This window comes from Candidatus Phytoplasma oryzae, from assembly GCF_003263355.1.
Lineage (GTDB): Bacteria > Bacillota_I > Bacilli_A > Acholeplasmatales > Acholeplasmataceae > Phytoplasma > Phytoplasma oryzae_B.
In genome coordinates, this window is the sequence record NZ_JHUK01000004.1 from 12284 (window position 1) to 33346 (window position 21063).

General features: G+C 26.0%; 28 protein-coding genes and 2 pseudogenes. 16 read left to right on the forward strand and 14 right to left on the reverse strand.

The features are described from left to right. Positions 1-230: 230 nt before the first annotated feature. The 14 genes and pseudogenes from DH96_RS01665 to DH96_RS01720 all read right to left on the reverse strand — a co-directional run bounded on the left by DH96_RS01665 (position 231) and on the right by DH96_RS01720 (position 8675). Positions 231-614 carry a hypothetical protein gene (locus tag DH96_RS01665; RefSeq protein ID WP_111961345.1) on the reverse strand — a complete coding sequence of 128 codons (384 nt, stop codon included), beginning with the start codon at positions 612-614 and terminating at the stop codon, positions 231-233. Positions 615-764: 150 nt separating this feature from the next. Beyond that, positions 765-952: pseudogene (locus DH96_RS02245) on the reverse strand (ATP-dependent Zn protease); the annotation flags it as partial. A 750-nt stretch (positions 953-1702) separates the two neighbouring features. After that, positions 1703-2332 (reverse strand): dTMP kinase, encoded by a 630-nt coding sequence (tmk, locus tag DH96_RS01670; protein WP_111961346.1) that lies wholly within the window; start codon positions 2330-2332, stop codon positions 1703-1705. 887 nt (positions 2333-3219) lie between these two features. Further along, positions 3220-3501, reverse strand: coding sequence for a hypothetical protein (locus DH96_RS01675; protein ID WP_111961347.1), 282 nt, complete (start codon positions 3499-3501; stop codon positions 3220-3222). A gap of 205 nt (positions 3502-3706) precedes the next feature. After that, the gene (locus DH96_RS02235) at positions 3707-3841 is read right to left on the reverse strand and encodes a hypothetical protein (RefSeq protein WP_281267734.1); all 135 of its coding nucleotides are present in this window, start codon (positions 3839-3841) and stop codon (positions 3707-3709) included. Positions 3842-3953: 112 nt separating this feature from the next. Then, positions 3954-4232, reverse strand: a complete 279-nt coding sequence (locus DH96_RS01680) for a hypothetical protein (RefSeq protein ID WP_111961348.1) — start codon at positions 4230-4232, stop codon at positions 3954-3956. An 810-nt stretch (positions 4233-5042) separates the two neighbouring features. Then, a complete protein-coding gene (locus DH96_RS01685) occupies positions 5043-5231 on the reverse strand; it encodes a hypothetical protein (protein WP_111961349.1) in 189 nt (62 codons plus the stop codon). An 8-nt stretch (positions 5232-5239) separates the two neighbouring features. Next, positions 5240-5419 (reverse strand): hypothetical protein, encoded by a 180-nt coding sequence (locus DH96_RS01690; RefSeq protein ID WP_111961350.1) that lies wholly within the window; start codon positions 5417-5419, stop codon positions 5240-5242. Positions 5420-5437: 18 nt separating this feature from the next. Beyond that, complete coding sequence (locus DH96_RS01695) at positions 5438-5770, reverse strand: hypothetical protein (RefSeq protein WP_111961351.1); 333 nt, start codon at positions 5768-5770, stop codon at positions 5438-5440. Between the two features lie 62 nt (positions 5771-5832). Then, positions 5833-6372, reverse strand: a pseudogene (locus DH96_RS01700) (lambda-exonuclease family protein); the annotation flags it as partial. Positions 6373-6388: 16 nt separating this feature from the next. Next, entirely contained in the window at positions 6389-6628 is a 240-nt protein-coding gene (locus DH96_RS01705) for a hypothetical protein (protein ID WP_066540348.1), read from the reverse strand. A 19-nt stretch (positions 6629-6647) separates the two neighbouring features. Further along, positions 6648-6956 (reverse strand): hypothetical protein, encoded by a 309-nt coding sequence (locus tag DH96_RS01710; RefSeq protein WP_111961352.1) that lies wholly within the window; start codon positions 6954-6956, stop codon positions 6648-6650. A gap of 1 nt (position 6957) precedes the next feature. Then, positions 6958-8322: a replicative DNA helicase gene (gene dnaB, locus DH96_RS01715; RefSeq protein WP_066540351.1), complete on the reverse strand. Its 1365-nt coding sequence runs from the start codon at positions 8320-8322 to the stop codon at positions 6958-6960. Continuing rightward, positions 8316-8675 (reverse strand): hypothetical protein, encoded by a 360-nt coding sequence (locus tag DH96_RS01720; RefSeq protein ID WP_111961353.1) that lies wholly within the window; start codon positions 8673-8675, stop codon positions 8316-8318. Before DH96_RS01720 ends, dnaB begins: the two co-directional genes overlap by 7 nt. Positions 8676-10309: 1634 nt before the next feature. Here DH96_RS01720 and DH96_RS01730 point away from each other — a divergent pair. The 16 genes from DH96_RS01730 (at position 10310) to DH96_RS01805 (ending at position 20939) form a co-directional block, all read left to right on the forward strand. Then, complete coding sequence (locus DH96_RS01730; protein ID WP_111961355.1) at positions 10310-10528, forward strand: hypothetical protein; 219 nt, start codon at positions 10310-10312, stop codon at positions 10526-10528. 179 nt (positions 10529-10707) lie between these two features. Beyond that, positions 10708-10920: a DnaB-like helicase N-terminal domain-containing protein gene (locus DH96_RS01735; protein ID WP_111961356.1), complete on the forward strand. Its 213-nt coding sequence runs from the start codon at positions 10708-10710 to the stop codon at positions 10918-10920. Positions 10921-11050: 130 nt separating this feature from the next. After that, positions 11051-11230, forward strand: a complete 180-nt coding sequence (locus tag DH96_RS01740; protein WP_111961357.1) for a hypothetical protein — start codon at positions 11051-11053, stop codon at positions 11228-11230. Further along, positions 11179-12030: a DnaB-like helicase C-terminal domain-containing protein gene (locus tag DH96_RS01745; protein ID WP_281267735.1), complete on the forward strand. Its 852-nt coding sequence runs from the start codon at positions 11179-11181 to the stop codon at positions 12028-12030. Before DH96_RS01740 ends, DH96_RS01745 begins: the two co-directional genes overlap by 52 nt. A 1-nt stretch (position 12031) precedes the next feature. Next, a complete protein-coding gene (locus DH96_RS01750; RefSeq protein ID WP_111961359.1) occupies positions 12032-12580 on the forward strand; it encodes a hypothetical protein in 549 nt (182 codons plus the stop codon). Next, complete coding sequence (locus DH96_RS01755) at positions 12570-13151, forward strand: lambda-exonuclease family protein (protein ID WP_111961360.1); 582 nt, start codon at positions 12570-12572, stop codon at positions 13149-13151. Before DH96_RS01750 ends, DH96_RS01755 begins: the two co-directional genes overlap by 11 nt. A 244-nt stretch (positions 13152-13395) precedes the next feature. Then, a complete protein-coding gene (locus DH96_RS01760; RefSeq protein ID WP_083515907.1) occupies positions 13396-13755 on the forward strand; it encodes an HU family DNA-binding protein in 360 nt (119 codons plus the stop codon). Between the two features lie 126 nt (positions 13756-13881). Continuing rightward, complete coding sequence (locus tag DH96_RS01765) at positions 13882-14283, forward strand: hypothetical protein (protein WP_146735087.1); 402 nt, start codon at positions 13882-13884, stop codon at positions 14281-14283. Continuing rightward, positions 14276-14545 carry a hypothetical protein gene (locus DH96_RS01770; RefSeq protein ID WP_066540342.1) on the forward strand — a complete coding sequence of 90 codons (270 nt, stop codon included), beginning with the start codon at positions 14276-14278 and terminating at the stop codon, positions 14543-14545. The genes DH96_RS01765 and DH96_RS01770 overlap by 8 nt, the downstream gene beginning before the upstream one ends. Beyond that, the gene (locus tag DH96_RS01775; protein ID WP_111961362.1) at positions 14538-15362 is read left to right on the forward strand and encodes a hypothetical protein; all 825 of its coding nucleotides are present in this window, start codon (positions 14538-14540) and stop codon (positions 15360-15362) included. The genes DH96_RS01770 and DH96_RS01775 overlap by 8 nt, the downstream gene beginning before the upstream one ends. 46 nt (positions 15363-15408) lie before the next feature. After that, a complete protein-coding gene (gene tmk / locus DH96_RS01780; protein ID WP_111961363.1) occupies positions 15409-16041 on the forward strand; it encodes a dTMP kinase in 633 nt (210 codons plus the stop codon). After that, on the forward strand, positions 16038-18110 hold the full coding sequence (locus tag DH96_RS01785; RefSeq protein WP_111961364.1) for an AAA family ATPase: 2073 nt from the start codon (positions 16038-16040) through the stop codon (positions 18108-18110). The genes tmk (DH96_RS01780) and DH96_RS01785 overlap by 4 nt, the downstream gene beginning before the upstream one ends. A 20-nt stretch (positions 18111-18130) precedes the next feature. Next, positions 18131-18823 carry a hypothetical protein gene (locus tag DH96_RS01790; RefSeq protein ID WP_111961365.1) on the forward strand — a complete coding sequence of 231 codons (693 nt, stop codon included), beginning with the start codon at positions 18131-18133 and terminating at the stop codon, positions 18821-18823. Positions 18824-18897: 74 nt separating this feature from the next. Then, the gene (locus DH96_RS01795; protein ID WP_111961366.1) at positions 18898-19557 is read left to right on the forward strand and encodes a hypothetical protein; all 660 of its coding nucleotides are present in this window, start codon (positions 18898-18900) and stop codon (positions 19555-19557) included. A gap of 67 nt (positions 19558-19624) precedes the next feature. Further along, on the forward strand, positions 19625-20302 hold the full coding sequence (locus DH96_RS01800) for a hypothetical protein (RefSeq protein WP_111961367.1): 678 nt from the start codon (positions 19625-19627) through the stop codon (positions 20300-20302). 10 nt (positions 20303-20312) lie between these two features. Next, entirely contained in the window at positions 20313-20939 is a 627-nt protein-coding gene (locus tag DH96_RS01805; RefSeq protein ID WP_111961368.1) for a hypothetical protein, read from the forward strand. Positions 20940-21063 lie beyond the last annotated feature (124 nt).

The window sequence follows — 21063 nt, forward strand, 5'->3', positions numbered from 1 at the left end:
GATTAATGACTGTTTGTTCGGTCAGTTTTGGGGGCAAATCAGTAGTTGGTTTTTGATCTTTTAAATGATATAGTTTATACATAAAAACTAAACTAAAACCCCAAAAGAAAAGGCGACTAATCCATTTTAAACATCTTAAAATAAAATTACGAGAGAGACATATTAGTAGTTAAATTAGTAGTGATTAAACCAGTTAAAATAGTGTCTATAGTCTCAATCCACCTAGTGGATCAAGAAGGTTTCTTATTAAATAACCATTCCCATGTTTTTTTAATCAGTTCATCGATATATTTATTATAATGTTTAACCATATATTCTATGATTTTCTTCCCTTTCTTACTGATAGCTGCATAAACTTCCGAAAAAAACTTAAATAATACTAATCCCAAAGCGCCTGATAAAATAAGCAAAGGTAACCAAAAAAGAAAAGTAGTAATAATCTTTCCTATTTTGATCCATAAATTATTTTTTTGAGTACTCTTAGTAACTGGTTGTTCGATGCTAATCTTAACAGAATTCGTTGATGATGATTTTCTATAAATGCTTTTTTTAGGAGTTATTTTTTGTTTTTTCTTTGAAGGTATAATGTTTTTAAAAAATGATTTTTTACTCATTAGCTGGTTCCTTTCTTTGTTTTATTTAGTATTAAATTTCTTATCATAAACCATGATTTGGTTTTTAACTGGATTAAAGTGAAGGCGATATGTTTTAGTAGAACCAAATCCTATTTGGTTATTCGGATCATAAAGTAAATCCGCATTACCAATATAATAATCCTTATCTTCATTTAAAAGATATTCAGGTGGGCCTGTATAAAATAAATAACCATGGGTTTGATTTGATCAAAATTCACTAAATTAGCTTGATCAGCTTTTAAATAAGTAATTAAATCTGCTAATTCTTCTTTTTCTTGTTCCGTTCCGAAAACATCATAAAAGGTAATTTGCTTTTTTTGATGAGTTCATGGTTTATTTAAACAACCGGCAGTTAATTCTTTTCTAAGTTCTTATAATTGACTATCTAAAAACAAATCATAAGCTTTTAATCGATCAAAAGAGTCGCTTGATCATTATCCGTTTTACTCAATAAAGTTTTATTTTTCGCTTTATTAGCTTAATTATAAGCAATGGCTACTTCTAAAATTTTACTTTTTTGTTTTAAATAACCTTGTTTTGGAAGATTATCATATTGATAAAAGTTAACCATTCAATCTTTTGAGTATTATTTTGTTTATTTAAATAAATAGCCGGAATTTTAGCTTACCAAGCTTGTGTCCTTCTTTTTTTTATCTGCTTCTTTTAAACTAGTATCTTTTAATTCTTCTTCTAAAACTTTGATTTGATCACTCAAAGTTTTAATTTCGATATTAATTTCTGTTAATTTAGTTTGAATAATGTTCGTTTGACTCTTGATTTCTTCTTGTTCTTTCGTTCTTTTTCTTCTTGGAGTTATATTGTCTATTTCTTAGAGATAATATTCTAAGGATTATTCTTCTTCTTTTTTATGAACTTCTTCTAAAAAAAGAGATTGAGAAGATGGATGATTAACAAAGTAGAAGACACTTTTTCTTTTTATTTAAACACTCCATAAAGCATTAAACTAACTAATAAGCCCAATCATACCAAGACCTAAGAACCACCAATAAAGTTTTTGAAAAATAGGCAAGGACATGAGATAAACCTCCTTTACTTAATTTATATTCCTAAATTCTGAATTCAATAATTTTTTTTTCTTTCAAAAAAGTAATAACTTTTTTAAAAAGAATACTTTTAGGAATATCAGCATTATAATTTTTTACCAAAAAATCTTTTTTAAAGAAATAATCATAACCTCTTTTTACTTGTTCAAAATAAGCTATTCCTTTTTTTTCAAATAAATCAGGTTCATAATCCAGTTTTTGTTGTTTTCTGATTAAACCAATAGCTGGTTTAATATCGAAATAAAAAGTAATAGCTGGTTGAAAGAAAAACGAACAATGAAGTTTATGAAATTTCTTTAAAGGGATATCTAAATAATGACCAAATACTTGGTAAGCATAAGTAGAAGCGATCCAACGATCAGCTAAAATAATATGGTTATTTTCTAAAGCTGGTTGAATAATTTCTGTTTGAGTCTGTTCCATATTGGCAAAACTTAACCACATGCGAGTAAAAGGGGTTATTTTTGTTTGATATAAAAACATTTCTCTTAACATGGGGCCGATAATGGAACTCCCTAACCCTTGAATAACAGTGACTTTTTTTCTATATTCTTTAGTTAAAACTACTTTTAAAAGGTTAATTTGAGTGGTTTTGCCACTTCCATCTAACCCTTCGAAGGCAATAAATTTCATTTTTGAGGACTCCTTTTTAATGAGTTAATAGGTTTAAATTATTTATTTTGGATTAATTTTTTATTTTTTTCTATAATAAATAAGATATTTCACTTCTTTAGAATTCTTTTAATACCATAAATAAGACATTAAAAGGTGAATTATTTAAAGAAAAGAGATGATGAAAATACATAATTAAATAATTTTATAATTGTTATGTTTATTACCGTATAAAACTACTTTAATATTTATTGTTTTGAAAAAAAAAGCGTATATAAATTTAAAAATCAAAAAAAAATATTCTCAATTAAAAACATTAAAATAAAATTTACTTTTATTTTAATATTTAAAAATAAAAAAATTAAGAAATTTTCTTTAAAAATTAACTGACATTAATTTTTAAAGTTTTTTTAAAAGAATAGTTTAATATCTTATGCAGGACAAAATTTTTATTTTTACTTTTATCCCTTCCAATAGATAGTAATAAATAATATTATTTAGATGTTCTTATGAATCCAGGAAGCCTTTTTATTTAAAGGTTGTTAAAAAAGTAAAGTCAGAAATTAACTACTTTCTAAATTTTTTAATTAGGTTTCTTTCAATGCTTTTAATTCCTTTAGCTTAGTTGTAATTTCTTCATTTAAGAAAGGAATTTTTAACTCTGCTTCTATATTTTTTTTAAAGCTAAACCTAGGCGATATTTATCCACATATTTACTAATTTAAGTTTGCATAGTGGTTTTACGAGTTTACTTTGTAGTTTTTTCTGTAATTATTTTCGTTTTTTATCAGTATCTGTTGTTTCATCGGCTTTTTTTTAAATTAGCGATTGTTTTGATTAATTCTTCTTTTTCATCAATCATTTTTTCCGTTTCTTTAATCTTTAAACATTCGGATTTTTTTATTTTGTTATCCTTTTAAACGATATTTTTCTTCAGTATTTTTACTGTTTTTAATTTGTTCTTCTAAAATTTGAATTTCTTCACTTAAAATTTTAAAATAATTATTTAATAACCTAAGGCATTCTTCTAAGATGTCTTTTTTTGGTCTTTTTCTTGAATTAATTAAACTATTTAATAAAGTTTTTTCTTCTGTTTTTGAAGCTGTATCTTTGACTTCTGCCTCTCTGATTTTAATTAAATAATTTACAAAAGTGTTTTTTTGTTCTAAATCATCTATTTTTTTAATCATCTTAATCATTTCCTGGGAAAGAATAGATTATTCTGGTTTATTTTTCATAACTTCTGTGGTAACTTTCGTTTTTTCTTTATTAGCATCTTTTTTCTATTCTTTGATTTGAAAAACAGCATAAAGTATGATTCCCACTACTACTATTAAAATAACTATACTTAAAATAATTTCTAAAGATCTTTTTTTTAACATTAGACATGTTCTTCTATTCATTTTTATTTCTTTTTTTTCTGCTAACAAAGTCTTTTGATTTTTTTTCAGCAGGATTAAAATATAAATTTTTAATGGTTAAAGATAAATCTTGGAAAGTTTTTTCTCTTTCTCTTTTTATTAATTGCAATATTTTTGACTAGAAGGAAGAGTGGGATAAAACATTTTTTTAATTAAAAAACATTAAAAAAACAAGTAAAACCACTGCCCAAGAAAAACCTAAACTAAATAAATAAGTTTGACTATTCATCTTCTTTACCCTCTTTTTTTGCTTGAGGTTCTGTTTTAACTTCTAAAGAATTTTTTAATTTGGGATGTTTTAAAATAAAATCACTGAATACTTTTTCTTTTTTCTTTTTTTCTTGAATTAACTGAACGATTTTTTGTTCTTGTAAAACAACAATTTTTTTTAAATATTGAGCTTTTTTCTTTTTAAACAACCATCCTAAAGGTTTGACTAACAACAACTGATAACAATGTTTTAAAAAGACAAAAAAAGGTTTAAAACCAGTGATAATCATGATGATAAGCCAAAAAACGGTTAACGGTTAACAATCCATTCGATCCAACGGTCTAACACTTCGTTTTGGGTAAAACCAAAAACAAAATCTTTTAAAATAGCTAATCCAACAACTAATCAATTTAAAATAAACAAATCAATCATCCTCTTTCATTTGATTAAGCTTCTTTAGCTTGGCAAAGAGAAGTAAGCAGGAGATTAACAAATTTCGATGAAACTTACTTCTCTTTGTCAAGCTAAAGAAGCTAAAAAGAACTTTATTTTTTGTTTAAAGCTATTTTAATCGCTTTTCTAAAATCATCAGCCAAACTAAAAATAACTATTTGATTAGCAGGATGATGAATGATTTTAGTAACTCTTTTGTTTTTAGGGATCTTCGGATTAAAAGTTGGATTTCTACTTCTTTTTTGGATGGTATTTGTTTAATTTTGAAACTACCAATCGGACTAAAGGAAACAACCTTTCCCTTGGGATAAAGTACTATATAAAACTGCTTTCTAAACAAATAAAATATGATGAATTTCTTTTTGACTATAGACCAGTTTTTTTTCGCTATTTTAGCCATTAATTCTTGTTGAGTTATTTTGTTAATTTATTTTTTAGTGTTTTTTTAGCTATGTTTAATCCTCTTTTTATTATTAATGTTAATAAAAATGGAATAAAAATATCATTAAATAGCTAACTCTATCTTTTAAAATCTTTGTTAAAAAAGTTCCTTTAGGAATCATCTGCAGTGATTTCGTTAGCTAATTGACACATATCATCAACAGTTTACCGTCTTATTGAGGATGATTTAGTATATTTTTTTAACTTATACTTGTACTTCTTGCATTATTAATACATCAAAAACAGCGATAATTTGTTGTAATTTAAAAATAATTTTTTCAAAATTACCTTCTTTTTCGAAAATATCCCAAGCTTTAATCGATTGATCCATTGATATAGTTAAAAAATCTTTTTCTATATGATCTGATTTTTTTTTAAAAAAAGATTTAACCATGGAATCTTTTAAAAAGTTTTAATTTGATTAATAAAATCTTCTATTTTATTTTGTTGAATATCTTGAGCAAATACCAAAATATGATTAATTTGTTCTAAATGATAATGAATTTGATTATTTTTTTCAATTAAATATTCTTCTAAACTTTTAATATTAGTTAATAATTCTTGTTTTTCTTGTTGGTTCATTTTTCATTTATTCTCTTCTCATGAAGGTTCATGATTTTGAAAAATATCAATTGCTTGTTGTAATTTACAAATTATATAATTAAATTGCGCTTCTTCCTTAAAATTTTTATAAAGTTGAATAAAATTTTTTAATGAATTAAAAAAAATATCTTCTCCTAATTTATCTTTAAAAAATTTTTTAACTCGCAAAAAACTTTCATCATGTGAAGTATTATTATGATAATTTTCAATAAAAACTAAAACTTCTTGTGTTTTAATAAAATTTTCGTTTATTATTTCTTCTGCTTTTTGAAATTTAATTTTTAAAATTTTTAAATCTTGGTATAGTTCTTTAAAACTTTCTATATTCATTGTGTGTTTTTTCTTTCTAATTATTTTTTCAACAGTTTACCGTCTTATTGAGGACGCTTAAATCATTCTTTATTTTTTAAAAGTTCCTTATATTGGTTTAATTGTTTTAAATAACGATGACCTTTCACCAACATTTCTTGAATAAAGCTTTCATCTAAACAAACTTCTTGAATCACATAATCATTGTCTTGAAAATAAACTAAAAAATAAGCTTTAGAAGTTTCCGAACAATAAAGTCCACATTGAATTTGAGCCCAATAATAAGGAAGAATAATTTTTTTCTCCCAAAAGTCTTTCCAACTATGACTCTCTTTTTTAAGAGGACATTTAATCTCTAACATTGTTTTGGATTTTTCGTGATAACCATCTAAAGAAGCGGAAAAAGGCGCTTGTACAAAAACCGCTGGTTCATAATTACGGTTTTTAAGAATACTAAAAAATAAATTAGCTTTGGATTCTGTTTTTTTCCCATGTTCTACGGCTTCGTTGGTTACAAAATTACTTCCAAATAATTTCTTTTTAATTAACTCTTCCATCGTTTCATAAGGATTTAAACCCATGATCGTTCCGATTTCAGAAGCATTGACATAGTTTTTTCGATGTCTAAACCATTCCTAACTATTCTGTTTTAAATTGATCTTCATTTTCTTGGTCCGCATCTTTTATTTTTTTTCTACGAATTTGTTTTTGCTTTTGTTGGATAATTTGCAGTTGATTTAATTGATGTTTTGATTTCAAATAACAATTTAAATTAATTAAAAGCTGGATAAAATTAACTAAAAAATAAAGCGGAATACTAACTAAAATCGTTAAACCTAAACTAAAAATAACTATTGCTAAAAATTGTTCTAAATTCATTTCTTTTTTTCTCCTTTGTTTATGCTTTTTTTCTAAAAAAATAAACTTTTTTCTTTTTAAAGAGGTTTAAATGGGTGTTAATCAAATCTTCTAAATCTACAAAACCACTGTAATTGTATTTAACAATAGGACGATTAGTAGTTCGGATATAAATAGCCTCTAAATTAGTTTCTGATCGACAATGAAAGTTCTTTTTTTTGAGTAACAAAGTCATCTGGGCTAATTTTTGTTCTTTTTTAGTTATTTTCATTAAACAATGCTTAGTTAAAAAAGACCAAATTTCTTTTTGATGTTGAATATAAATGGTTTTTATTTCGCTTATTTTCATCTTAATAAAGCTTCTTTTCTTCGAATTTTTGAATTTTTAAATGAAAGAGAAAAGGACATTGACCAATTTGACCATTCCTGTTTTTAGCAATAATAACCTCTGTTTCGACTATTTCTCTATGAAAATCAATGTTTTCAGGTTGAAATCTAGCTAAAAAGATGACAATATCAGCATCTTGTTCAATGCTCCCGGAATCTCTTAAATCAGATAATTGAGGTCTTTTCTTTTCTCTTTTTTCAATTTCTCTAGATAACTGAGAAAGACAAATAATCGTCATTTTTAATTCTTTGGCTAATAACTTAAGTTCTCGAGAAATTTGAGAAACAGTTTCATAGCTTTTCAATGCTTTATCACTTTCAAAAGCTTTTAACAGTTGAAGATAATCAATAAAAACAAGGTTCAACCCTTTTGTTTGTTTTAACCAACGACATTTTTCTTTAATATGAGTCATCGTATTTAATCCTTCATCATCCAAAAAAAGTTGATAATAATTAATTTCTTCTGTTTTAGTTTCTATTAGCTTTTGTTCTTGAGTCGAAAAAGCTTGAAAAGAATAAGTTTGGAGTTGACGAAAAGGAATGTGGGTCATCATACTCAAACACCTTAGTCCTAATTGAATACTATTCATTTCTAAACTAAAAACTGCTACTTTCAAATGTTCATTATTTGCAAAAGCTTTTAACATCAAATTTAACATGAAGGTGGTTTTACCCATTCCTGGACGAGCTGCTAAAATCACCAGTTGTTCTGGTTGCCAACCACCGGTCATTTCATCTAAAGCAGCAAAACCAGTAAACCAACCTAAAAAACTTTCTTTCTTTCTTTTTTGCATTTGTTGTTGGATTTGTTGAAATAAAGTTTTAGCAGTTAAAAAAGCTTTTTGAGGTGAATTAATTAAGGCTTTTATTTCGGCTTGACTTTCTTCCATTAATTGATGAAAATGGCCTTCATTTTCATAATTTAAAGTTTCATGAACCATCCTATTCATTAATTGAAGCATTTTTCTTTTGATAGTCGCTTCTTTTAAAAATTCAATGTAATTATCTAAATGATATAAAGAAGGAAAAGAACTACCCAGTTTCATTAAATAATCAGTTCCGCCTGTAATAGTGATACATTGTTTTTTTAACCACAGATCAACAGAAAAATAATCAATGATTTTATGATTTTGATGTAAATGATACATTGCTTGATAAATTTTTTGATGATCTGGATGAAAGAAATCTTCATTTTTTAATTGATTTAAAACATGAACAATTTGTTTTTCATCAAAAAAAAGAATTCCTAAAACGGCTTGTTCAGCATCTAAGTAATACGGAAGAGGTAAATTTTTAAAATAATTAAGTTGGTTTTTGTTTTTTAACATGTCAAAATACCTTGTTTATTAATTAAACAACCATCTTGATCATAATTTTCGTTATAAAGAAAAGTATTTTGATATAAATCATATTCCGTATATCTTCTTAATTGACCAGAAGGATAAAAAACTTTTTCGCTTATTACTTTTTGATGTTTTAAAGAATACTTTTGATAACTTCTTAAGAATTGATTAAAATAAAAAATCCAACAGTGTTTTTCTTTTTTTTGATCGTCTTGAATCATAATTTCTTTAATTCTTTTTGTTTTGATTTTAGGATTATTAAAATAAATGATTTTTTGTGACAAAGAAGCAAGAGTTGGATATTGGAACAAAAATAATTCTAAATCTTGGAAATGCATTTGTTAATCTCCTTTTTTTAACCATTTGACTTTTAGGCAAAAGAAAAAAACCAAACTGTTTATTTATTAATAAACAATTTGGTTTTATTTGCTTAAATTATTTGATGTCCTCTGGTACCACTTTCTAGGTTCGGACTACTCTCTCTTTCTCTATCTCGGTCTGAACCTAGAAAATTATCAAATTAGAAATTTGTAATTTTTTAAAGTTCTATTATAAAATATTTTGTACTCATATTTTTTATATCTATTTTATTTAAATTTTCTTTTTAATTTTATAGATATCAAATAAAAAAATAAAAGAAATAACAGGAACGAAAGAATAAATGGTATAGAGAAAATAAAACAAAAATAAACGATTGTCTCCAAAAAAATAACATATATAGTTTTAATAAAAATGAATATAAAGTAATTGAAATTAAACAAGTTTCAATAGTAGAAAAGAAATGGATAAAATATTTCTTTTCTAGATAATTAATATTAGATTTTATACTCTTATCATTTAAAAAACATATTTTATATTTTTTTTCAAAATAATAATAATGATTTTTATAAAAATTTTTATAAATTTTCGGCAAAGTAAATATGAATAGTACAAATTCACAAAAATTAATAAAATAATTAAACAATTCAAACATAATAACTTTTAAAAATATCTTTTCTTTTTATTTTATCTTTTATATTGTATTTGCTCTCATAAAATACCTTTTATTAAAAAAATTAGCTATTTTTTTATGTTTACTTTTTTTCTTTTGAGTTGCACTGCTAGTAGTTAATAAACAAATTCGATTATCTTAAAAAAAAGAGAGCTTGATTTCTTCTTTTTTATAAGTCAGACTACAGCGTTTTTTCCTCTTTTTTTCTGCTTATTAACTTCTTTTTTCTTTTTTTACTTTTTTTTTTAATTTAGGATTGACAAATCTTTTTACTTGAGATATCATGTTGGTGAACGTTAGTAAACAATATATATTAGTTAACTTACTTACTAAAGTAAGTAAGTTAACTATATATTATCTTTTCTTTTTTTCTTTGTTACTTTCTTTTTTCTTTTATTTTTGAAAAAGATCAACTTCTATTTTTAAAATTTACTAAAAATAGAAAATATTTAAAATGAAAAAAATGTTTACTCTGAATTCATCATATTTTATATCAAACATCAATATAGCTTAACGAAAGTGGTCTACGTAATAGTTAAGGAGAAGAAGGTAATAAATCTTTTTTTGAAAGCAAAGTTGATTATTTGTCAAATTGAGAGTTTTTTTTGAAAGTTCTTTTGGATGATTAAGAACTGAAAATAGGTCTTTTTAGAACTATTTTTTTTAAATTATAAAGTTTTTTTTAAATACTTTACACACTTTCTTTTTTTATAGAAAAAAGTTAACTATGAATAGTTGACTTTCTTTTTTTTTGAGTTATACTGTTTTTAGTTACAAATAAAAATTTGTCATTTGTATAATTTATTTTTATAAAAAATGTTGCTTTATAACAATCCCGCTTTCTAGGTTCAGTCCGTTCCATATAAAACTGTACTGTTGTCAAGATAAAAAAAGCTAAGCTTTTTTATTTAATAAATAAAAATAGCTTGGCTTTTTTCTTTTGTAAAAAAGTCTAGTTGTTAATAAAAGGAGATTAACACAATGAATTTTTTAGAAGTTAAATTCAGTATCAACAACAATCATTTTTTATGTTTTGTAAATAAAGAAATAGTTTATTATCCTCAGCCTGAAACAACATTAATTAAAGAAATGATCATAATAGATTCCGACAACCAAATTAAACATCATTGGTTCTTTTATCGAAACCAAGTTTTAAAAAGTTATCAAAAGAAAAGTATTCTTGAAAACATCGGAAACTAATCAGTGAAAAAATTTATTATTCTTCCAAACAACTGACAAGATATACCAAGTATAATCTGATCAATAGTGGATTTCTGTATACTGAAAATTATGATCAAGAAGGTTTCTTAAATAAAAAAATAGGTGAATATCATGAAGAAAAATAATATCCAAGAAAAAATTATTTCAAAAACTTTTCAGTGCCTTATTATTTAGACACTGAACAAACCATTTTAGGAATTTTCCTTTTAGGTAGCCAATATATTACAAAAATAATTTCCGAACTAAAAACAGAATATTTTTTTAATATTGATCATCAAAAAATATATAAAACTATGAAGCATTTATTTCAAGAACAAAAAGAAATTGATTATTTATCGGTTTATCTTTGGTTAAAAAACAATCAAATCTAGATTGAAGGTGGGATAAAAGCCTATTTACTGAAATTAGATAATTTATTTCCTTCAGTTTATCATTTGAATAATTACATTGAATTTCTAAAAGAAGCCTCCATGAAAAGAAAAAATTCAACTACTGAACCAAATGGTTCATCATACTTTACAAACCGAAGAGGCCAGTCATTTTTATCAATTAATTGAAAGAAGTAAAGAACAATTGCATCAATTGATTAATTTACCTCAAACCACTTTTTTTATCACGGCAAAAACTTTATTTCAAAAAATAAAAGAAATAATTACAAACAAAACTCAAAACAGTTTTTAGGTTGGTTTACTGGTTTTGCTGCTTTAGATGAAATGACCGGTGGTTGGCAACCAGAACAACTGGTGATTTTAGCAGCTCGTCCAGGAATGGGTAAAACCACCTTCATGTTAAATTTGATGTTAAAAGCTTTTGCAAATAATGAACATTTGAAAGTAGCAGTTTTTAGTTTAGAAATGAATAGTATTCAATTAGGACTAAGGTGTTTGAGTATGATGACCCACATTCCTTTTCGTCAACTCCAAACTTATTCTTTTCAAGCTTTTTCGACTCAAGAACAAAAGCTAATAGAAACTAAAACAGAAGAAATTAATTATTATCAACTTTTTTTGGATGATGAAGGATTAAATACGATGACTCATATTAAAGAAAAATGTCGTTGGTTAAAACAAACAAAAGGGTTGAACCTTGTTTTTATTGATTATCTTCAACTGTTAAAAGCTTTTGAAAGTGATAAAGCATTGAAAAGCTATGAAACTGTTTCTCAAATTTCTCGAGAACTTAAGTTATTAGCCAAAGAATTAAAAATGACGATTATTTGTCTTTCTCAGTTATCTAGAGAAATTGAAAAAAGAGAAAAGAAAAGACCTCAATTATCTGATTTAAGAGATTCCGGGAGCATTGAACAAGATGCTGATATTGTCATCTTTTTAGCTAGATTTCAACCTGAAAACATTGATTTTCATAGAGAAATAGTCGAAACAGAGGTTATTATTGCTAAAAACAGGAATGGTCAAATTGGTCAATGTCCTTTTCTCTTTCATTTAAAAATTCAAAAATTCGAAGAAAAGAAGCTTTATTAAGATGAAAATAAGCGAAATAAAAACCATTTATATTCAACATCAAAAAGAAATTTGGTCTTTTTTAACTAAGCATTGTTTAATGAAAATAACTAAAAAAGAACAAAAATTAGCCCAGATGACTTTGTTACTCAAAAAAAAAAACTTTCATTGTCGATCAGAAACTAATTTAGAGGCTATTTATATCCGAACTACTAATCGTCCTATTGTTAACTACAATTACAGTGGTTTTGTAGATTTAGAAGATTTGACTAACACCCATTTAAACCTCTTTAAAAAGAAAAAAGTTTATTTTTTTAGAAAAAAGCATAAACAAAGGAGAAAAAAAGAAATGAATTTAGAACAATTTTTAGCAATAGTTGTTAGTTTAGGTTTAACGATTTTAGTTAGTATTCCGCTTTATTTTTTAGTTAATTTAATCCGGCTTTTAATTAATTTAAATTGTTATTTGAAATCAAAACATCAATTAAACCAACTGCAAATTATCCAATACAAGAAAAAACAAATTTGTAGAAAAAAAATAAAAGATGAGGAAAAAAAAGATGAAAATTAATTTAAAACAGAATAGTTGGGAATGGTTTAGACATCGGAAAAACTATGTCAATGCTTCTGAAATCGGAACGATCATGGGTTTAAATCCTTATGAAACGATAGAAGAGTTAATTAAAAAGAAATTATTTGGAAGTAATTTTGTAACCAACGAAGCCGTAGAACATGGGAAAAAAACAGAATCCAAAGCTAATTTATTTTTTAGTATTCTTAAAAACCGTAATTATGAACCAGCTGTTTTTGTACAAGCGCCTTTTTCCGCTTCTTTAGATGGTTATCATGAAGAATCCAAAACAATGTTAGAGATTAAATGTCTTCTTAAAAAAGAGAGTCCTAGTTGGAAAGACTTTTGGGAGAAACAAATTATTCTTCCTTATTATTGGGCTCAAATTCAATGTGAGCTTTATTGTTCGGAAACTTCTAAAGCTTATTTTTTAGTTTATTTTCAAGACAATGATTATGTGATTCAAGAAGTTTGTTTAGATGAAAGCTTTATTCAAGAAATGTTGGTGAAAGGTCATCGTTATTTAAAACAATTAAACCAATATAAGGAACTTTTAAAAAATAAAGAATGATTTAAGCGTCCTCAATAAGACGGTAAACTGTTGATGATATGTGTCAATAAGCTAACGAAACCACTGCAGATGATTCCCAAAGGAGCTTTTTTTTAACAAAGATTTTAAAAAGTAGAGTTAGCTATTTAATGATCTTATTTATGCAATTGTTATTAACATTTTATTTTATCCTTTCTTCTTTTAGGAAGTCAAAATTAATCCTTTCTAGAAGAAGAAAGATTTTCAAAATAATAAAGGAGGCCTAATGATGGCTAAAAAAAAGAAAATTAAACAACAAACAAGTGAGAAAGCTAAAATTACACAAAAAGAATTAATCACTAAAATAGCGAAAAAAACTCGTCATAGTCAAAAAGAAATTCATCATATTTTATTTACTTGGAAAGAAGTTTTATATAGTACTTTATCCCAAGGAAAAGGTGTTTCTTTTAGTCCGATTGGTAGTTTTAAAATTAAAAAAGTACCTACTCGTAAAGGTTTAGATATGAATCTTTTAAGAACGGCTAAAAAAAAAAGAATGATCAACTTTCCTGCTCATCAAACAGTTACTTTTAGTTTAGCTGATGATTTTAAAAAAGCGATCAAAACAGCTTTAAACAAGAAATAAAGTTCTTCTTAGTTTCTTTAGCTTGAAAAAGAGAAGTAAGTTTCATCGAAGCTTGTTAATCTCCTGCTTACTTCTCTTTTTCAAGCTAAAGAGGCTTATCAATAAAACAAAGGAGGATGATTTGATTTGTTTATTTTAAATTGGCTGGTCGCTGGTTTAGCTATTTTAAAAGATTTTGCTTGTGGTTTTACCCAAAGTGAAGTGTTAGACCGTCGAAGCGAATGGATGTTTACAGTTTGGCTCACCATCATGATTATCACTGGTTTTAGACCTTTTTTTGTCTTTTTAAAACGTTGTTATCAATTGTTGTTAGTCAAGCCTTTAGGATGGTTATTTAAAAAGAAAAAAGCCCAATATTTAAAAAAACTAGTAGTTTTACAAGACCAAAAAATCACTCAGTTAATGAAAGAAAAAGAAGAACAAATGAAAGAATTAAGTAATTTTATTTCAAAACATCCTAAATTAAAAAATTCTTTAGAAGTTAAAAAAGAACCTCAAAACCAAAAGGAGGATCAAGAAGATGAATAGTCAAACTTATTTATTTAGTTTAGGTTTTATCTTAGGCAGTGGTTTTACTTGTTTTTTAATGTTTTTAATTAAAAAAATATTTTTTCCCACTCTTCCTTCTAGTCAAAAAATAGTGAAATTGATGAAAAAAGAAAGGGAAAAAACTTTTCAAGATTTATCTTTAACCATTAAAAATTTACATTTTAACCCTTCTGAAAAGAGAAAAAATTCTTTGTTAGAAGAAAAAAAGAAAGCAAAAGGAGTAATAGAAGAAAATGTCTAATGTTAAAAAAAAAGGATCTTTAGAAATTATTTTAAGTATAGTAATTTTAATAGTAGTAGTAGGAATTGTGCTTTATGCTGTTTTTCAAATCAAAGAAGAACAAAAAGAGTCTAATAAAGAAGAAACAAAAGTTACCACAGAAGTTATAAAAAATAAACCGGAAGAGTCTATTCTTTCCCAAGAAATGATAGACTTGATTAAAAAGATAGATGATTTAGAACAAAAAAACAATTTTGTGAATTATGTCATTCAAATCAGAGAAAAAGCAACTAAAGATCTTACTTTAAAAACAGAAGAAAAAACTTTGTTAAATAGTTTAATTAATTTAAGAAAAAGCCAAAGAGACCTCTTAGAAGAACGCCTATCGTTAAATAATTACTTTAAAACTTTAAGTGAAGAAATTCAAAGTTTAGAAGAACAAATTAAAAACAGTAAAACTACTGAAGAAAAATATCGTTTAAAAGGGCAACAAAGTAAAAAAGAAGCCGAATGTTTAAAGATTAAAGAAACGGAAAAAATGATTGATGAAAAAGAAGAATTAATCAAAACAATCGCTCATTTAAAAAAACAAGCGGATGAGACAACGGATACTAATAAAAAAACAAAAATCAATACTGAAAAAACTACAAAAGAAACACGTCAAACCACTATTCAAACCCAAATTGCTAAATATATCGATAAATATTACCTAAATCTAGCGTTAAAACAAATCGAAGCTGAGTTAAAAATTCCTTTCTTAAATGAAGAAATTACGACCAAACTTAAAGAATTAAAAACCATGAAAGAAACTCAATTAAAAACGTTAGAAAGTAATTAAACAATTTAATTCAACATTTAAAAATTCAATAAGAAAGGAGAAAAAGATGCCTTTCATCGTCTTTGAAGGTTTAGATGGGAGTGGAAAAACTACTTGTATCCAACATTTAAAAATTCTTTTAGAAAAAAAATATCATCATCAAGTCTTAATCATCGAAGGATTAAGAAGTTCTTCGATTGGACAGCTGCTTCGCCAAATGTTTTTATGCGAAAAAAAATTAACTAGCGTCACTAGAGTATGGTTAAGTTTAGCTAATATGGCTCAAACCCAAACAGAATTGATTAAATCCGCTTTAAAAGAAAAGAAGATTGTTTTAACAGATCGTTGGCTTGCTTCTACTTATGCTTATCAAGTGGCTGGCTATCAATTAAAACTTTCTGACCATTATTTTAAACAACTCATGCAAGCTTTTTTTCTCCAACCAGATCTTACTTTTTATTTAAAGATTGAACCAACAGAAGGCTTAAAAAGAAAACCAAAAGATAATCAACTAGATTACTTTGAAAGAAGAACGAAAGTTTATTTTAAGAAAGTAAGTCAAGGTTATGAACATTTCTTTCAAAAGGATTTAACAGTTAAAAGTTATGAATCAACTCTTCCTTTAAGAGTTCTTTTAAACAAAATGATGGCTTTTTTGGAAACAAGAAACTTAATTAAACTTAAAAGGAGTAAAACATGAAACAAACTACTTGGTCATCCAAACTTTATTGGTGGTTCTTAGGTCTTAGTACGATCGGTATGATGAGTTTAACGCTTTATGGGGTGTTTAAACAAAAAATAAAAATACCTTCTACTTCGCTTAATTATCAATCTTCTCCATCTCTTTTGTCAGAAGAAGTTAAAAAAAAAGAAGAAGAACAGTCCTTAGATCATTATCTCCAAGAAATAGACAAACAACTTCGAGAAGAAAAAGAAAAAAGAACTAAAGAACAAGAAGAAATTAAGAATCAAACGAACATCATTCAAACTAAATTAACAGAAATTAATACTGAAATTAAAACTTTAAGTGACCAAATCAAAATTTTAGAAGAAGAATTAAAAGACACTAGTTTAAAAGAAGCAGATAAAAAGAAAAAAGAAGGACAATTAACAACTTTAAAAACTCAAAAAGAAGCTAAAATTAAAGAAGGACAAGCTTGGCAAGCTAAAATTCCGGCTATTTATTTAAATCAACAAAATAATACTCAAAAGATTGAATGGCTCACTTATCAACATGGTAATCTCCAAAAACAAGGTTATTTAGAACAAAAAAGTAAAACTTTAGAAGAGGCAATTGCTTATAATCAAGCTAATAAAGCAAAAATTAAAACTTTACTGAGTAAAACGGATAATGATCAAACGACTTTTGATCAATTAAAAGCTTATGATTTGTTTTTAGATAGTCAATTAGTGACTTTTAGTCGTCAATTAGAAGAACTCAGAAAAGAATTAACTGCCCGTCGTTTAAATCAACCGTGGATTAATCAAAAAAAGAAAATTACTTTTGATGATGTTTATGGAATGGAACAAGAAAAAGAAGAATTAGCAGATTTAATTACTTATTTAAAAGCTGATCAACCTAATTTAGTGAATTTTGATCAAATTAAACCCCGTGGTTATTTATTATATGGCCCACCTGGTACCGGAAAAAGTTTTTTAATGAAAGCTTTATGTGAAGAAACCGGGGCTTATTACTTAGAAATCGATCCTTCTCGTTTTGATAAAACTTACGTAGGAGAAGGGAATGAAGAACTCGAAAAGATTTGGCGTGAAGCAGAATCACATGATAAAAGTATTATCTTTATTGATGAAATCAGTGGGTTAGCCAATCGAGAAACTAAAAGTGATAATAAAGTAGCTATTAACATTGTCAATAATTTACTTTTAAAACTTGATGGTTTTAAAAGTAGCGAGAAAAAGATTATTTTAATGGCGGCAACAAATCATTTAAACCAAGTCGATGCTGCTTTAAAAAACCGTTTTAGTAAATTAATTAAAATTGATTTAATTCAGGATGAAGAAATTGAAGGCTTTTTAAAACATCAATTAAGAAATTATCAAATTAGTTATCATACTTTTAATCATTTATCAACCATCGCTACTAAATGTCAAAAGAAAGGTTATTCTAACCGTGATCTAAGTAAAATCATTGATAACGCTTATCAAAAAACTTATAAGTATAAAGTTCAAAATCCTCTCCATAGTGTGATGTTACCTTCTGATTTAGACGAAGTATTGGATTATCAACAAGGAATTAAAAAAACTTTCGCACAAATCAAAAAACATCGTTTAGCTCAGGAAACAGTATATCAAGACTGGTTAAAAGGAATTAAAAGTTTTTTACCGAAGAAAAAAGATTTAACCAAAGTTATTAAACAATATCGTTTTCATACTTTAACTTGGCCTGGTCATGATGAACCAAGTGATGTTTTAGCTTTTGTAAAAAAACCTTTTAACAAATGGCGTACGGATGCTTATCAATATGCCTTTAGTTCTGCTACTTTTTCGAAAGGATTAGTAGTAGATTCACCATTAAATCGATATATCGGATTCATGAGATGTGAAGAAGCAACCGGGGTAATGTGGTTTTATTATGATGGACCCCAATATCTTTTAGATGAAGATAAGGATTATTATATTGGTTTTGCGGATTTACCTTATGATCCGAATAACCAAATAGGATTTGGTTCTACTAAAACATATCACCTTCACTTTAATCCAGTTAAAAACCAAATCATGGTTTATGATAAAAAATTTAATACCAAATAAAAAAAGAAAGGAACTAGCTAATGAGTAAAAAATCATTTTTTAAAAATATTATACCTTCTAAGAAAAAACAAAAAATAACTCCTAAAAAAAGCATTTATAGACAATCATCATCAATGAACCCTGTTAAGATCAGCATTGAACAACCTATGACTCAGAGTACTCGACAAAATAATTTATGGATTAAAATAGGAAAGATTGTGGCCACTTTTCTTTTTTGGTTGCCTTGGCTCATTTTATTAGGCGCTTTAGGATTAGTATTATTTAAGTTTTTTCCGGAAGTTTATGCAGCTATCAGTAAGAAAGGGAAGGAAATCATAGAATATGTAGTAAAACATTATAATAAATATATTGATGAACCAATTAAAAAAACATGGGAATGGTTATTTAATAAGAAACATTCTTCTAAATCGACTATGTGGATCGTGACTATAGGCACTATTTTAACTGGTTTAATCGCTACTAATTTAACTACTAATATGTCTCGTAATTTTGTTTTAGGAGGTTTAAAATGGATTAGTCGTCTTTCCTTTTGGGGTTTTAGTTTAGTTTTTTTGTATAAACTATATCATTTAAAAGATTCAAAACCATCTACTACTGATCTACCACCTAAACCGACCGAACAAGTAGTTATTAATCAAATTAAACAACCTACTAAACAACCTGATTCGCTTCAACAAATGGATGATTTTAAAAAAAAAATCCTGAGTCCATAAGTCAATTTAAGCGACCATCATCTTCTTCTTCTAGTTCTTCTTCAACTTTTTATAAACAAAAAGAAGAAGAAAAGATGCAAACTTCTGCTCATCAAACTCTTAAAACAAGAATCACTGATTATTTTCAACAAAGAAATTATGCTCAAGAACGACTAGAACAAGAAAAAATGGCTTTAAATTTACAATTACAAAGTCAACAATTGGAGTTATGGACGCTTAAAAATAAACAGTTAATTGAAGAACAAACTAAAAAAGAACAAGCTGACATTATTAAAACTCAACAAGCACAAATTACTCAATTAGAAGAAGAATTAAAAGAAAAAAAAGAAGAAATTATTCGTTTAGACCAAGAACTAAATAATCAAATGGATGCTTGGGTGCAAAAAGGACAAACCATTAAAGCTTTAGAAGCTAAAATCGAAGGAATGGAAGCGGCTAATGAAAAAAATACTCAAAAAAACCAACTCTTAGAAAATGAAATTAATAAACTAAAAGAAGATCTAAGAAAAGAAAAAAAAGAACATCAAAAAACTAAAACAAATTTACAAGTTCAAATAGATGAATTGGTTAAGAAAAACAAAAAATATGCCAATAAAAAAGAAGAACTAAAAACAAAAACTGAAAAATGGTCTGGGATAGGATCAACTATTAGTCAAAAAGTAGATGATGATTTCAGTTATATAGTTAATAAAACTAAAAAAGCATGGAATACATTTAAAAGTTGGTTTTCTTAATCTTTTAACTTAAAATAAGAATAGTGAAAAAAACATTTAGTATTAAAAAGGAGTAAAAGTTTAATTTATGCAACCCAAAAAAAGTAAGTTTAAAAAAATCTTTAAATGGATAATACTTCTTTTACTTTTTTTGATAGTTGTGATTATCATTATTATTAATTTTTTTCCTTCAAAAACTGAGTTTGTTCAAATCCCTATTCCTGAACCAAAAGTATCTGTTACGAAACAATGGCAAGATCCTCAAGGTCAATCAATGATAACTAAAAAATATACTTTTTATGGTTTAAATGGTTTAGGATATTATCAAAAAGAATTGGAAAAAGAACAACAAAAAGAAATAAAAGACCAAAATAGTTATGAAATTATCTTTTTAAAACATCGTTTTCAAACTCAAAAAGAACCTACTGATATCTTGCCTTTTGTAAAACAACCCTTTAACAAATGGCGTACGGATGCTAATCAAAATGCCTTTTGTTCTACTACTTTTAGACCAGGAGTAGTAGTAGATTCACCGTTAATTCGATATATCGGATTCATGAGATGTGAAGAAGCAACCGGGGTAATGTGGTTTTATTATGATGGACCCCAATATCTTTTAGATGAAGATAAGGATTATTATATTGGAAAAGCTAGTTTAGCTTATAATCCTGATAATCAATTAACCGATTGGAAAGAATATCACCTTCACTTTAATCCAGTTCGTAAAACCTTGAGTGTTTATACTGAAAAGTTTAATGTTGAATAAAAGGAGTTTAATGAAAAACAAAAAAAGAATTTTAGATTTAACCTTTTTTCTTTTAAGTTTAAGTGTTTTAATTTTAAGTATTTTTAAAGGATATCGAAAACCTTTCTTTTCCTTTTACTTATTTACTAGACAAGTGGTTTTATTAATCAATCTTACTTTTTTAATCAACCTTTTATTCGATTGGGACAATAAATATGCTCTTTTTATTTGTGCTTTAGATAGTTTTATGATGATGATTCTTTATCTAAAAAATGAAAATCATCATTTATTAGCTCAAAGAACTCATTTAGAAGTTTTTATTTCCGTCTTAGAACATTATTTTTTAACCACTGTTTTTCTTTTTTATTATTTTTTAATCGATCAAACCGTTTTAAAATTAAAACATTTTTATCTAGGAGTGATTCATTTATTAGTTTATTTAATAGCTGTTTTATATCTGGGGCATAAATATCATTCTTATCCTTATGACTTTTTAAATCCACATCATCCTTTCTTTCTTTTAAAAATAGGGGTTTTAAGTTCTATTACCATTGTGGTAGCTATCTTATTTCTTTATGTAAAAGAGAAAAAAATCCGTTTGGTCGCTATGAAATCAAATTATAAAATAAGGAAAAAGAAACTTTTAAAGAGAAAATAATACATTTTTTTAACTAAAAACAAGACTAACTCATAGTCTTTTTGCTTTAATCTTTGTCAAATTTATCAAGGAGATTAACGAAAAACCTTTAAAATATGTGCTCAAATCATTTATAATCAAAATG